This is a genomic window from Pedobacter mendelii (assembly GCF_014635725.1).
Taxonomy (GTDB): Bacteria; Bacteroidota; Bacteroidia; order Sphingobacteriales; family Sphingobacteriaceae; genus Pedobacter; species Pedobacter mendelii.
Window position 1 is genome coordinate 209,389 of the sequence record NZ_BMDJ01000006.1, and the last position, 13,145, is coordinate 222,533.

The following is a 13,145-nucleotide window of genomic DNA, read 5'->3' on the forward strand; positions in this document are numbered from 1 at the left end:
TTAGCACCTAATAAAACGGTAATTTTATTGTACAAATCAGACCTGACCAATTGCTTTTTAACGCGAAAGCATCGTCAATTCGATATTTGGCAGGTCTCCTGACTTATCCCCAAATTATCGCCTTCCCATACCCGAAAGTACAGTGGCATTTTTGATAATTTGTTGTCTCTATTTATACAAAGACAGAACTTACAGTTGCGCGACAGTTCGTGATTTACACACGATTCCCTTTTAATCTACAGCTAAGTAAAACCGATATCGGTTGATGAAAAAATAAAGTTAAGAACTTACATCAATGGCAAATGTATGCAATATGGATAAGAATTGTTAATCAATTTAGTTTTTATACAAATTAGCCAACTAAACTGTAACAAATTTACAGCATGGATGTTAGAGATGCTTTTCTGTTATATATTTGGTATTAACCAACCAAATTTTCCCGACTATGATAAAAAACTACTTCAAAAGGTTCTGTATTGCCTTTTTGGTGTTGAGTTGTGCAACTGTTTTTGCACAAGATGTACCAACACCAAAATCACATTTTGGATTTGATATTGGCGACGATTACCAACTCGCTAACTATACACAAACAGAAGCTTACTTTAAAAAACTTGCAGAAACATCAAAGCGTGTTAAGCTTGTAGATATTGGTAAAACCGAAGAAGGCAGATCGCAATATATGTTAATTATAACCTCGCCCGAAAATTTAAAAAAATTAGATCAATACAAAGAAATTTCGCAGCAGCTGGCTCATGCAGAAATAACACCCGAACAGGCTAAAACCTTAGCTCAAGAAGGTAAAGCTGTAGTTTGGATTGACGGAGGTTTACATGCTAACGAAGTTGTTGGTGCTCATCAGCTTATTCAAACAGCTTATGAATTTGCATCGAAAACAGATCCAGAAACGCTGAAAATATTAGATAATGTTATCATTCTTTTCACTCATGCTAATCCTGATGGACAAGAACTGGTAAGTAACTGGTATATGAAGGAAAAAGATCAGAAGAAAAGAACGATATCTGGCTTACCAAGATTGTACGAAAAATATGCCGGGCATGATAATAACCGCGATTTTTTTATGCTCAATTTAAAGGAAACGCAAAATATGGGGCGCCAGCTTTTTGTAGAATGGTTGCCTCAGATTATGTATAATCATCATCAGGCTGGTCCGGCCGGAACAGTTGTTGCTGGTCCACCCTACCGCGATCCATTCAATTATGTTTTCGATCCAACCGTTTTAACCAGTTTGGATGCTGTTGGTGCCGCAATGCACAATAGAATGAACGTAGAAAATAAGCCAGGTTACACGCAAAGAGGTGGTTCAGTTTATTCTACCTGGTACAATGGCGGCTTAAGAACAACAACATATTTTCATAATATGATTGGTTTGTTGACCGAAATTATTGGCAGCCCAACTCCTTCAGAAATTCCTTTGGTTCCGGCAAGGTTGTTGCCAAATGGCGATTCGCCAAACCCAATTACACCTAGAAAATGGTATTTCAAAAACTCCATTGATTATTCAGTTTCTTTAAACTACGCTGTTTTAGGTTATGCACAACGTTATCACGATGAATTGCTGTACAACATTTATCAAATGGGAAAAAACTCTATTGATAGGGGTAAAAAAGATAACTGGTCTTTCTCACCTAAAAAGATAGATGCGATAAATGCTGCGGGTAAAACATCGGCATCAGCAACTGCGCCAGGAGAATTTGGCAGAGGAAGAGGAATGAGCATTAAAGCTTTTGATACGGTAATGAAGGCGCCATTAAATCGCGACGCAAGAGGTTATATTTTATCGGCAGATCAACCTGACTTTAATTCGGCGATTAAATTTTTGAATGCCTTAATTAGAACGGGAATTTTAGTTCAAAAAGCAAGCGCTCCATTTACAGTTGCAGGCAAAAGTTATCCGACAGGAAGTTATGTGGTTAAAACCGATCAAGCTTTTAGACCGCATGTTTTGGACATGTTTGAACCACAAGATCATCCAAATGATTTCAAGTATGAAGGAAGCGCTCCAACCCCACCTTATGATGCCGCTGGCTGGACATTAGCTTATATGATGGATGTTAAATTCGACAGGCTACTTGACGATTTTTCTGGCCCTTTTGAAAGAGTTCCTTTCGGGCAATTATTAAAGCCAGAGAACAAGTTGGTTTCTGGATCGAGTTATGTGTTGAGTGCTGCTCAAAACGATTCTTATACAGCAGTAAACGACCTTTTAAAAGGTAAAGTAGATGTCTATCGTTCTACAGAAAGTGGCGATTTCTACGTTTCTTCTTCAGGAAATGCAAAGAGCATTTTAGAAAAAGCTAACATAAAACTGAAAGCGGCTTCTGCGCCAAAAAACAAAACTAAAATTACAGCAGGCAGAATCGCACTCTGGGACACTTATGGCGGTTCAATGGCTTCTGGCTGGGTGCGCTGGATGATGGAGCAGTACCATTACAACGCAACAGTAATTTATCCGCAAGATATTGATGCCGGAGATTTAAAGTCGAAATATGATGTAATTATTTTTGTTGGTGGTGCAATTCCGGCTTTACCAAATGCTGGCGCAACAGGTAGAGGTGGAGGAGGTTTTGGTGCATCAAGTTCACAGGATGTTCCTGATGAATTTAAGAAACAAACTGGTAGAATTACTGCAGAAAAATCAATTCCTCAATTAAAAAAATTCCTTGAGGATGGAGGTAAAATTGTAACCATTGGCTCCAGTACAAACCTAGCTTACCACTTACAATTACCTGTTCGTAATGCGATGGTTGAAATTGTAAACGGAACGGAAAAAAGATTGCCTGATGAAAAATACTATGTACCTGGTAGCGTGCTTAACGTAAAAGTTGATAACAAACAGCAGGCAAACTGGGGAATGGAACACGAAGCCGATGTTTATTTTGACAATAGCCCGGTGTTCAAATTAACAGGTGATGCAATTACATCAGGAAAAATAAAACCTTTAATGTGGTTTAATTCTGCAACGCCACTGCGTAGCGGATGGGCTTGGGGGCAAGCTTATTTGCAAGATGGTGTAACCGCTTTCGAAGCCAATGTTGGAAAAGGAAAACTTTATGCATTTGGTCCGGAGATTGCTTTCAGAGCTCAAACACATGGAACATTTAAACTGATTTTTAATCAGTTATATAAATAGTTCGTAAACAGAAAGGCCTCCAATTGGTGGCCTTTCTTGCTTTTGATATTATCTTTTCTCTATTTTGAGTAAGGGAAATTTCGCGAAACTTTCCTCATCATGTGTTCAACCAAATCATCTGTTGATGTTGTTATGCTATCGTTCATTGTTTTAAAGAAACGCCAAAGTAAATCTCCGGTTGAACCATTGTTTAGCGTTAAGGTTAGCGTGCCTGTTCCGGTTTTGCCACCAAAACCACCAAACAATACTGCAGATGCAATAGCGCCAGCTTCGCTTTTGGTTTGCTCCGTTTCAAAACTTCCCCCTAAAACGGCATCAACACCTAAAATTTTTGCTATTTCATCTTTAGTCGTTTCTTCAAGCTTATCGGCTATACCTGCTTTTTTTAATAAAATATTCGTCCTGTCTACATCTTGAAATTCAACTGTGTAGTCGCTCGCTTTTCGAAGCAGGAAAGTATACATGCTTGATTGGATGGATTTCGACATTGTTTTTTCCTGATCTCTGTTTGCCTCTGCGTTAAAATTTTTAGGCATTTTTTTGTAAGAAATTTTTGTAGCAAAAGGTAAAATTGCCACTACCTTGTGCTTTGCTTTTTCAGCATTTAACTTTGGACTTTCAAAAATTTGTTTGGATCCTTCAAATTGTGCAAATGCACCAAAAGATGCGCCAACGACTAAGAGCGTTAATAAGAATTTTTTCATCATTATAAATTTGTTTAATCAAACATATAAAATTTTACATATTTCTCACAATTGCTTTTGACTTTTGAATTACCCTCACCATTTATTAATCAGGTATTTTTGAATTATGAAAGTTGAAATCTGGTCGGATGTAATGTGTCCGTTTTGCTATATAGGGAAACGTCATTTTGAAAAAGCTTTAGAAGCTTTACCCTTTAAAAATGAGATTGAAGTGGAGTGGAAAAGCTATCAGCTAAATCCTGAATACCATAATACAAACAACGAAAATGTTTATGATTATTTGTCGAGAAGCAAAGGCATGCCAATTGAACAAGCCAAACAAATGACTAAACAGGTTGTGGAGATGGCTACTAATGCGGGGTTAAAAATGGATTTTGATAAAAACATCCCTGCAAATACTTTTAATGCACATCGTTTAATTCATTTGGCAGCTAAACATAATCTTCAGGATTTAGCAGAGGAAAAACTTTTCGAAGCCCATTTTGTACGAAGCTTAAATATTGGAGAAGATGCCATTTTATTGCAACTGGCAGAAGAAATAGGTTTGGATAAAATGGAAGCAGAAGATGTTTTGAAGAGCGATAAATTCGCTGAAGCCGCTCGCTATGATGTATATGAAAGTCAGAATTTAGGTATTCGGGGTGTTCCGTATTTTGTAATGGATAGAAAATATGCTGTTTCAGGAGCACAACCCATTCAGACTTTTACCGATGTATTAACGCAAAGTTTTACAGAGTGGAAATCATCTCAGCCGAAAACAAACCTAACCTCGTTGAATAAAAATGATAATGCGATTTGCGATGAAAATGGCTGTGAGATATAGATTTTTTCGCCGAAGATTACGCTAATTACGCAGATTTTGCATGTTGAGAAATCACCATCACATGAAAAAGTATTTCGATAATTCTGAGCTTCTGTGGCTAAAAAAATCATTTTAGGTCTAGATGAATCAAAACAAAATTATCTCCCCTTCAATGGCGTTAACAAATATTCTAAGCCATTAACTCTAATTTCGAACATGGTAGCCATTAAATCGCCTAATTTTCCCTTCGGGAAACCCTTATCCTTATACCAAAGCAAATAACTTTCAGGAATATTGCAGATCAGGTAACCTTTGTATTTTCCATAAGGCATTTGCATTTTGACTAAATCGAGTAATAGAGTAGGATCCATTAAAGTATAAAATCTAAGTAGTTTTCTTTGTTAATGATTGAAAATGAAGCATTCGAGTAGTTTTTAGCAAAAAAACCAGGTATTTTCTTCTTCTGATTTCCCCACTTAAAATCAAATGCATTGATTTGTCCGTTTTTGGTTTCAATTAAATCAATTTCTTGTTGATCATATGTGCGCCAAAAGTAATGTTGAACATTTTCCTGCTGATACGACATTTTTTTAATGCGCTCGCTAAAACCATAATTTTCCCATAAAATTCCCTGATCATTACGGAGCGCCAGTAATCTAAAATCATTTATAATGGCATTTCTAATCCCATTATCATAAAAATACCATTTAGAAGATTTGGTTACCTCTTTACGCAAATTATTACTGTAGCCACCAACTTTATAAATTATAAATACTTTTGAAAGTAAATCAAGATACCGGTCTACCGTGTTTTTACTAATCCCTAAAGAACGGGAAAGCTCATCAATAGATACTTCTGAGCCAACCTGAAATGCAATTAACTTTAACAATTCTAATAATTTACTACTATTCTGAATGTTTTCATACATCAAAATATCTTTAAGCAAATATGATTTTACTAATTCCGTTAAATATTGAGATTTTTCTGCCAGTGTTTCCAGTTGAAATAACTCTGGATAAGTGCCAAAAATCAACCTTTCTTCCAGGTTTTGAGCGGTTTGTAATCCATTTTCATATTTCGTCAATTCTAGTTGCGCAATCGGATATAAATGGTAGGTTAAACTTCGGCCTGTTAAAGGTTCACCAGTTTGATTTGAAAGATCGAATGCCGATGAGCCACTGGCTATAATAGTTAAATCTTTAAAGCTATCAATAAGTAATTTTAAAATTTTGCCAATTTCCGGAATAACCTGTGCTTCATCAATAACCAATAATTTGGCGTTGCCTAAAATTCGTTTATAATTAGCCATAGTTCTTGTGGCAAGCAGGGTTTGAACATCCTGATCCTCTCCATTTAAAAAAAGATGCTCAATGCTAGCCTCATTAGTAATTTGTTCAATTAGCCATGTTTTACCAACTCGCCTGGTTCCAAATAGTAAAATAACCTTGTTCCTCCCTATTTTGGTAAGGATTGTAGATTTTAAATATCTTGAAATCTGACTTTTCATAGTCAAATATAACTAAAAAACATTAATTCAGTCAGCAGGCTGACTCAATTAATGTTAATTCAGTCAGCAGATTGGCTGAATTAATGTTTTTAATCAATGAGTTCTAAAGTTTGTATAGCTTCTTCAATAGTAACAACATTATCAAAGGCGATTCTTAAAGTATTTTTTACCTCTTTCAAATTACACATTCGCGGGTGATTTTGTGCGAAAGTTAAAATTTTAGTAAAAGTTTCTGAATCAAAATACCTCGATTGTTTATCACTAAGAAAGTAACCGCGTAAACTGTTCTTTTTAAAACTAATTTTCTCGAAACCTAACTTTTTGCCTAACCACTGTAAACGAACAACACTTAACATGGTTTTTACCTGTGGCGGAACCGGCCCAAATCTGTCTGCTAAATGTTTCTCAAAAACAGCGAGTTCTATTTCGTTATCCAGTTTAGAAAGTTCGGTATATAAGTTGTAGCGTTCTGTAATATTGGTAATATACGCGTCAGGAATGTAAAGTTCTAAATCGGTATCAACCTGCGTAAAGCCCACATACGCACGAGCAGGTTCGTTCTCAAACAAACCTTTAAACTCAGCTTCTTTCAATTCCTGAATCGCCTCATCTAAAATTTTATGGTACATTTCAAAGCCAATTTCAGCGATGAAACCACTTTGTTCTGCACCTAATAAGTTTCCACTTCCTCGGATATCTAAATCACGCATGGCCACATTAAATCCACTACCTAAATCAGAAAACTCTTCAATAGCACTTAATCGTTTTCTAGCTTCGGATGTTAAAGTTGATAATGGCGGAGAAAGCAAATAACAAAAAGCTTTTTTATTGCTTCGCCCAACGCGACCACGCATTTGATGCAAATCGCTTAAGCCAAACATGTGAGCGTGGTTAATGATAATTGTATTAGCATTCGGGATATCTAATCCGGCTTCAATAATTGTTGTCGCAACTAGAACATCTTTTTCGCCGTTAATAAAATCAAGCATTACATCTTCCAATGCGTCGCCATCTAGCTGACCATGAGCAATGCCGATTCTGGCTTTTGGAACTAATTTTTGAATTAACCCACCGAGTTGCATTAAATCGTTGACACGATTATGAATAAAGAAAGCCTGCCCGCCTCTATCCAATTCAAACTGAATAGCCTCTTGAATCAGTTTGTCATTAAAAACATGTAATTCGGTACTAACCGGTTGGCGGTTTGGTGGAGGTGTGCTAATTATGGATAAATCGCGAGCGCCCATTAAAGAAAAGTGTAATGTTCTGGGAATCGGCGTAGCGGTAAGCGTTAAGGTATCAACATTTACACGTACAGCTTTTAACCTTTCTTTGGCAGTAACGCCAAATTTTTGCTCTTCATCAATAATCATGATGCCGAGGTCTTTAAACTTAACATCTTTACTTAACAAGCGGTGTGTGCCGATTAAAATATCAACTTTTCCTGCTGCGGCTTCGGCTAAAGTATCTTTAATTTGTTTGCTGGTTTTAAAACGATTAATGTAATCTACTGTAACCGGGAAATCTTTTAATCGTGAAGAGAAAGTTTTAAAATGCTGTAAAGCCAAAATGGTAGTTGGAACCAAAATGGCTGCTTGTTTTCCTTCTGCAACTGCCTTGAAAGCCGCACGAACAGCGATTTCGGTTTTGCCAAAACCAACATCACCACAAACCAATCTGTCCATTGGATATGGAGATTCCATATCTTTTTTAACATCTTGCGTGGCCTTTAACTGGTCGGGCGTGTCTTCATAAATGAAAGAAGCTTCGAGTTCAGTTTGTAGGTAACCATCGGGAGAGAAAGCTGTTCCGGCCTGCGTTTTTCGTATAGCATAAAGCTTAATTAGGTCGCGGGCAATATCTTTAACTTTTTTTTTTGTAGTTTTCTTCAGCTTATCCCAGGCATCGGTACCAAGCTTATTCATTTTTGGCACACCGCTTTCTTTGCCGCTATATTTCGCAATGCGATTTAGAGAGTTAATGTTTACGTAAAGCAAATCATTATCAGCATAAATAAGGCGAATCATTTCCTGTGTTTTGCCGTTAACTTCTACCTTTTCAAGCCCGGCATATTTTCCAATGCCATGATCGATATGTGTAACGTAATCACCTGATTTTAACTCACGTAAATCCTTAAGTGTAATCGCCTGACTTTTCTGATAGCCTTTTTTAAGCTTGTATTTATAATAACGATCAAAAATTTGGTGATCGGTATAAAAAGCAGTTTGTATTTGTCCATCAACAAAACCTTCACGCAACATGCTGTTAATTGGTGTAAACTTTGCTGTTTTATCAATATCCTCTAAAATGGCATATAAACGTTCAATTTGCTTTGGCGAATCGGTAAAAATAAAGTTTACGATACCTGCTTTTTCATTCTCTTTCAGGTTATGAATAAGCAGGTTAAAATCTTTATTAAACGAAGGCTGTGGTCGGGTTTCAAATTCAAAACGATTTTCTGTTTGATAAAAAAACTGTTTACCAAACTCTATAATCGGAAAATCCTGAAGATGATCGCCAAGCAATTTCTCATCCGTAAACGCAAACTTTGGGTCAATCCAATCAGGGTTTTGAGTTTTCTCTGCTAATGATAAAGCTTTCCAAAGTTCAACGGCTTTTTTATAACCTGCCTTAACTATATCCAGTGTAAATTCGACATCTTTAAACCAGAGTTGGGTATCTTTATCAATATAATCCAGTATGCTAATGTTGCTTTCTGTTAAAAATTTTGCTTGCACATTTGGTACAATCGTAAGCGATTTAACATCGGCCACTGAGAGCTGACTTTCGATTTCAAAACTTCTGATACTTTCTACTTCATCGCCAAAAAACTCTATTCGGTAAGGTAAATCAGAAGAAAAAGAAAAAATATCTACAATGCCGCCACGAATAGAAAATTGCCCCGGTTCGTAAACAAAATCCCGTCTGTCGAAATCGTAATCAATCAAAAACTCATTTATAAAATCGATGCCCAGCTTTGCTCCAAGGCTAATTTCTAAAGTATTTTTTTCTAAAGCAGAGCGGTCAATAACCTTTTCGGCGATGGCTTCGGGATAAGAAACCACAATCTTTCCATATTCAGAATCGTGGTTAAGTTCGTTTAAAACTTCGGCACGGGCTAAAACATTTGCAGTATCTACCTGCGTAAAATCAAAAGATTTACGGTAGGAGGATGGAAACAACAGAACTTGTTTATCCAAAGCACTTTCCAAATCAGAAAGGAAATATGCCGCCTCTTCCCTATCTGGAAGAATAAAAAGCAAAGGTTTGTGTAGTAAAAAGTATGATGAGAGTGCAACTATAGCATCAGCAGAGCCTACCAATCCCTTTAATTGTATTTTCGGGTTTTTCGAAATATTCAACGCCTTGGTAAATTGGGTTACCCTGTCGTCGGTTTTGTATCTGTTTATTAAATCGCGAATGTTCAAGGCACAAAAATAAGTTTATCTTTTATATTTAACTGCAAAACTTATGTAAAGGTTTTTTTAAGTTTGCAGCTTTATTTTTGTTATATTCAAAATATTTCTTCGAACCTGTAAAGCACTTGGTCGTTTATTTTTTACGGTTGGTCGAATTAATGCTTCTTCCTGTAACAAAACTTTTTCCTTTACTTCTAAACTATATAAAAAGCGAAACATGAGACCATCATTGATTTACCTAGGAGGATAATAAACAAGAAAATCATGACAGCTTCATCACAATTAAAAAGAAATATTAAAGAGATGAGACACTTTAAAAGCTTCCCTTTAGAACTTTTTTTCTGGGCAACCGCATTGGTTTTGTTGGCAACAGCAAACTCGCATGAGCATCATTTCACACTTTGTCCGCTGGCAAATTTAGGCTTTGCAGATTGGTGTCCGGGATGCGGGATAGGAAGGTCGATAAGCCATATTTTACACGGCGAATTTACCGAAAGCTTTTCAGAGCATTGGTTTGGTTTCCCGGCATTAATAATTATAGCATATAGAATAATAACGTTAATAACAAATAAAAAATATTTAATAATAAACACATAGAAATCATGGATATATATCAATCACCTCTAATGTCGTTACCAGGTATAACACCAGAGGAATATTCGTACTTACAACAAGCAACAACAGGCTTAACCGAGCAACAATTGCGTAACTTTCTGATGGTTTACAGCAGTAAAAGAAAAAACCCATCAGACATGTTAATTTTCTGTATTATTGGATTGTTAATTGTGCCGGGACTGCAAAGGTTTATAATTGGACAAGTAGGCATGGGAATTTTGTATTTTTTTACATTAGGTTTATGTTTTATCGGCTCAATTGTAGATATTATAAACCACAAAACTCTTTCTTTTGAACACAACCAAAAAATGGTTTTTGAAAGTTTGCAAATGGTTAGAATGGGTGGGTTTCAGTAAAATGTAAAATTTTTAGAAAAGCAAAGACAGAACAATTTTTAAAGTTAGTCCCGCCATATACTACAAGTCCGCACCCGATGAAAAATCGGGTTTGCGGGCTTTTTGTTTCTGTCTGATTTATTGAAATCGGTTTCTCCAAAACTTACGGAGTTTTTCGCTTGCCCTGCCTTTTAAACTTCGTAAGTTTGCCCAAATTTCTATCTTTATACCATGAGGTTATCAGAAATAACAAATTATCTTGAAAGTATTGCGCCATTGAATTATCAGGAAGATTACGATAATTCAGGCTTAATTGTAGGCGACCCAAATATGGAAATCAGCGCGGCATTGGTTGCGTTAGATTGTGTAGAAAAAATTGTTGATGAAGCGATTTCTACAGGCTGTAATTTGATAATTACTCATCATCCTATTGTTTTTAAAGGATTAAAAAAGTTAAATGGCAAAAACTATGTTGAAAGAGTTGTTTTAAAGGCGATTAAAAACAACGTTGCATTATATGCCATTCACACCAACCTCGATGCTGTGCATACCGGTGTTAATGCAAGAATTTGTGAAAAGCTTGGGTTAACAGGGATAAAGGTACTTTCCCCAAAATCAGGGTTATTAAAAAAGTTGGTTACATTTTGTCCGCAGGCGCAGGCCGAGCAATTACGCTCAGCTCTTTTTTATGCAGGAGGAGGAAACATTGGCAATTACAGCGAAGCAAGTTTTAATGCAGATGGTTTTGGAACATTCAAAGCAAATGAAAATGCCGATCCCTTCGTTGGTGAAAAAGGCATTCGTCATCATGAGCCTGAAGTTAGAATAGAAGTTATTTATCCTATTCAATCAGAAAGAAAGATATTGCTTGCCCTTTTCGAAAACCATCCTTATGAAGAAGTTGCTTACGATTTGTATAACCTTGAAAATAAGCATCAGCAGGTTGGTTCAGGAATGGTTGGCTGGTTAGAATATGATATGGAGGCCTATGATTTTCTGCACATGGTAAAAGACAGAATGCAGGCAAAAGTTGTACGCTATACTTCTGTTTTAACTAAGAGGATAAAAAAAGTTGCAGTTTGCGGCGGGTCGGGAAGCTTTCTTTTAAAGGAAGCAATTGCTGCCGGAGCAGATGCTTTTATTACGGCAGATTTTAAATATCACGAGTTTTTTGATGCAGAGGAAAAATTAATCATTGCCGACATAGGACACTTTGAAACTGAACAATTTACCTCAAATTTATTGGTTGAAATTATTCAGAAAAAATTTACTAACTTTGCAATCCGTTTAACGGAGCAAAATACAAACCCCATAAATTACTTGTTTTAATTGACAGCCTTTACCTAGCTTTAAAAGCATAAAAATCAATATAAATCATACAATTTAGTCCCTGAAAGTCCCAAATACAGTCCCAAATTATTATCTTTGTTTATAGCAATTATGGAACAAAGAAGTATATTAAATCCGCACTGTAGTCAGCCCAAATTATTGAAGGACAAACTCCGTTGGAGCATTCGTTTCTATTATAAGGTAGATGGCGAAACCAAGACCAGAAAGAAAGATTATGGTTTAAATGGTGCAGATTTCTTGAAGAAAGATAAAGGAGCTAACAAAGCAATTAACAAATCTGACAGGCTTCTCTATGCTGCCGAACTTATTAAACAGGAAGTTGCTCGTTTGAATTCAATGTACTTCAATCCAATTACAAAGGAGTTTGAATCACTTGATAAATCGGATCAATCCTTTGTGTCTTTGCTTGCTGACTATCTAAATTATTCGCCTAATAAGGTTAGAAGAGATAGCACTAAAGTTATTTACAAATCATATAATAATCGCATTGAAGCTGTACTTAGTGAATTAGGTCTCCAAGATGCTTCGTTGAATGAGGTCGACCGTTCTATAGTGGAGAAAGTATTAGCCAAGATTCAAGGTAAATCTTCAAAAGCGCAACGAGATCACTATTTAAGATATCTTAAGGGATTCTTTAATTATTGCATTGATCATTTAGAGATAATATCAAAGAGTCCGATTAAGACGCTTAAGAATATCAATAACGAAGATACACAGACAAACAAAGCATACTCCCCCGAACTTCAGCAAAAAGTCATGGATGAAGCGAAACGGCTTGATCCCCACTTTCATTTATTACTTCGATTGCTTATTATAACTCTAAGGCGACCAGATGAGTTACTTAAACTGCAACTAAGGGACTTCGACTTTACAACTGGTAGCGTCACTTTCAGCAGAGAAAAGATTAAAACAGACAGGACACAAGTAACATATCTTAATGGAGACCTTGTTGCAGAATTGCAAGGTATGATGGTTGGTAAGTACAATCAAGCCGATTATTTCCTAGGTCATGCCATTAGAAACCCTAAAGCCAGAACTGAGAAATCAATCTTTGCGCCTGTTAAGACATCATTTGTCCACTTCCAAGATAGGTTTAAAACCATTCAGAGCAGATTAAGTCTCGAAAAAGGGTATACTGCATATACCAATAAATTTGACCCCCTTTCGCCAATTTTAAATTGACCCCCAGAGTTGTTGCTTGAAAAAAGCAGAAGTTGTTGTGCAAAAAGGCTTTTTAGAATCGATCTTTTAAGTCCTGTTTA

At 36.3% G+C, this 13,145-nt stretch carries 11 protein-coding genes and 1 riboswitch; of the genes, 6 read left to right on the forward strand and 5 right to left on the reverse strand.

Annotated features, from left to right (window positions below):
• Positions 1 to 70: 70 nt before the first annotated feature.
• A riboswitch (cobalamin riboswitch) is annotated at positions 71 to 272 on the reverse strand.
• Between the two features lie 173 nt (positions 273 to 445).
• On the forward strand, positions 446 to 3,151 hold the full coding sequence (locus IEV50_RS12625; RefSeq protein WP_188414823.1) for a M14 family metallopeptidase: 2,706 nt from the start codon (positions 446 to 448) through the stop codon (positions 3,149 to 3,151).
• A gap of 59 nt (positions 3,152 to 3,210) precedes the next feature.
• Here IEV50_RS12625 and IEV50_RS12630 read toward each other — a convergent pair whose 3' ends face one another.
• Entirely contained in the window at positions 3,211 to 3,858 is a 648-nt protein-coding gene (locus tag IEV50_RS12630) for a hypothetical protein (RefSeq protein ID WP_229746723.1), read from the reverse strand.
• 103 nt (positions 3,859 to 3,961) lie between these two features.
• Here IEV50_RS12630 and IEV50_RS12635 point away from each other — a divergent pair, with 103 nt between their 5' ends.
• Positions 3,962 to 4,678, forward strand: coding sequence for a DsbA family oxidoreductase (locus IEV50_RS12635; protein WP_188414825.1), 717 nt, complete (start codon positions 3,962 to 3,964; stop codon positions 4,676 to 4,678).
• Between the two features lie 137 nt (positions 4,679 to 4,815).
• Here the strand turns inward: IEV50_RS12635 and IEV50_RS12640 are convergent, their stop codons facing one another.
• From IEV50_RS12640 to IEV50_RS12655, 4 genes are all read right to left on the reverse strand, one after another.
• A complete protein-coding gene (locus IEV50_RS12640; RefSeq protein ID WP_188414827.1) occupies positions 4,816 to 5,028 on the reverse strand; it encodes a DUF3820 family protein in 213 nt (70 codons plus the stop codon).
• The gene (locus IEV50_RS12645) at positions 5,028 to 6,164 is read right to left on the reverse strand and encodes an ATP-binding protein (RefSeq protein ID WP_188414829.1); all 1,137 of its coding nucleotides are present in this window, start codon (positions 6,162 to 6,164) and stop codon (positions 5,028 to 5,030) included. Before IEV50_RS12645 ends, IEV50_RS12640 begins: the two co-directional genes overlap by 1 nt.
• A gap of 89 nt (positions 6,165 to 6,253) precedes the next feature.
• Positions 6,254 to 9,592: a transcription-repair coupling factor gene (gene mfd, locus IEV50_RS12650; RefSeq protein ID WP_188414831.1), complete on the reverse strand. Its 3,339-nt coding sequence runs from the start codon at positions 9,590 to 9,592 to the stop codon at positions 6,254 to 6,256.
• A 57-nt stretch (positions 9,593 to 9,649) separates the two neighbouring features.
• Positions 9,650 to 9,802, reverse strand: a complete 153-nt coding sequence (locus IEV50_RS12655; protein ID WP_188414833.1) for a hypothetical protein — start codon at positions 9,800 to 9,802, stop codon at positions 9,650 to 9,652.
• An 84-nt stretch (positions 9,803 to 9,886) separates the two neighbouring features.
• Here IEV50_RS12655 and IEV50_RS12660 point away from each other — a divergent pair, with 84 nt between their 5' ends.
• The 4 genes from IEV50_RS12660 to IEV50_RS12675 all read left to right on the forward strand — a co-directional run bounded on the left by IEV50_RS12660 (position 9,887) and on the right by IEV50_RS12675 (position 13,065).
• Positions 9,887 to 10,180 (forward strand): DUF2752 domain-containing protein, encoded by a 294-nt coding sequence (locus tag IEV50_RS12660; RefSeq protein WP_188414836.1) that lies wholly within the window; start codon positions 9,887 to 9,889, stop codon positions 10,178 to 10,180.
• Positions 10,181 to 10,185: 5 nt separating this feature from the next.
• Complete coding sequence (locus tag IEV50_RS12665; RefSeq protein ID WP_188414838.1) at positions 10,186 to 10,554, forward strand: NINE protein; 369 nt, start codon at positions 10,186 to 10,188, stop codon at positions 10,552 to 10,554.
• 210 nt (positions 10,555 to 10,764) lie between these two features.
• Positions 10,765 to 11,862 carry a Nif3-like dinuclear metal center hexameric protein gene (locus IEV50_RS12670; RefSeq protein ID WP_188414845.1) on the forward strand — a complete coding sequence of 366 codons (1,098 nt, stop codon included), beginning with the start codon at positions 10,765 to 10,767 and terminating at the stop codon, positions 11,860 to 11,862.
• Between the two features lie 111 nt (positions 11,863 to 11,973).
• A complete protein-coding gene (locus tag IEV50_RS12675; RefSeq protein ID WP_188414847.1) occupies positions 11,974 to 13,065 on the forward strand; it encodes a site-specific integrase in 1,092 nt (363 codons plus the stop codon).
• Positions 13,066 to 13,145 lie beyond the last annotated feature (80 nt).

Coding starts and splice junctions, on each gene's coding strand:
- IEV50_RS12625 (WP_188414823.1), top strand. CDS start 446: ATGATAAAAAACTACTTCAAAAGGTTCTGTATTGCCTTTTTGGTGTTG.
- IEV50_RS12630 (WP_229746723.1), bottom strand. CDS start 3,858: ATGATGAAAAAATTCTTATTAACGCTCTTAGTCGTTGGCGCATCTTTT.
- IEV50_RS12635 (WP_188414825.1), top strand. CDS start 3,962: ATGAAAGTTGAAATCTGGTCGGATGTAATGTGTCCGTTTTGCTATATA.
- IEV50_RS12640 (WP_188414827.1), bottom strand. CDS start 5,028: ATGGATCCTACTCTATTACTCGATTTAGTCAAAATGCAAATGCCTTAT.
- IEV50_RS12645 (WP_188414829.1), bottom strand. CDS start 6,164: ATGAAAAGTCAGATTTCAAGATATTTAAAATCTACAATCCTTACCAAA.
- IEV50_RS12655 (WP_188414833.1), bottom strand. CDS start 9,802: ATGTTTCGCTTTTTATATAGTTTAGAAGTAAAGGAAAAAGTTTTGTTA.
- IEV50_RS12660 (WP_188414836.1), top strand. CDS start 9,887: ATGAGACACTTTAAAAGCTTCCCTTTAGAACTTTTTTTCTGGGCAACC.
- IEV50_RS12665 (WP_188414838.1), top strand. CDS start 10,186: ATGGATATATATCAATCACCTCTAATGTCGTTACCAGGTATAACACCA.
- IEV50_RS12670 (WP_188414845.1), top strand. CDS start 10,765: ATGAGGTTATCAGAAATAACAAATTATCTTGAAAGTATTGCGCCATTG.
- IEV50_RS12675 (WP_188414847.1), top strand. CDS start 11,974: ATGGAACAAAGAAGTATATTAAATCCGCACTGTAGTCAGCCCAAATTA.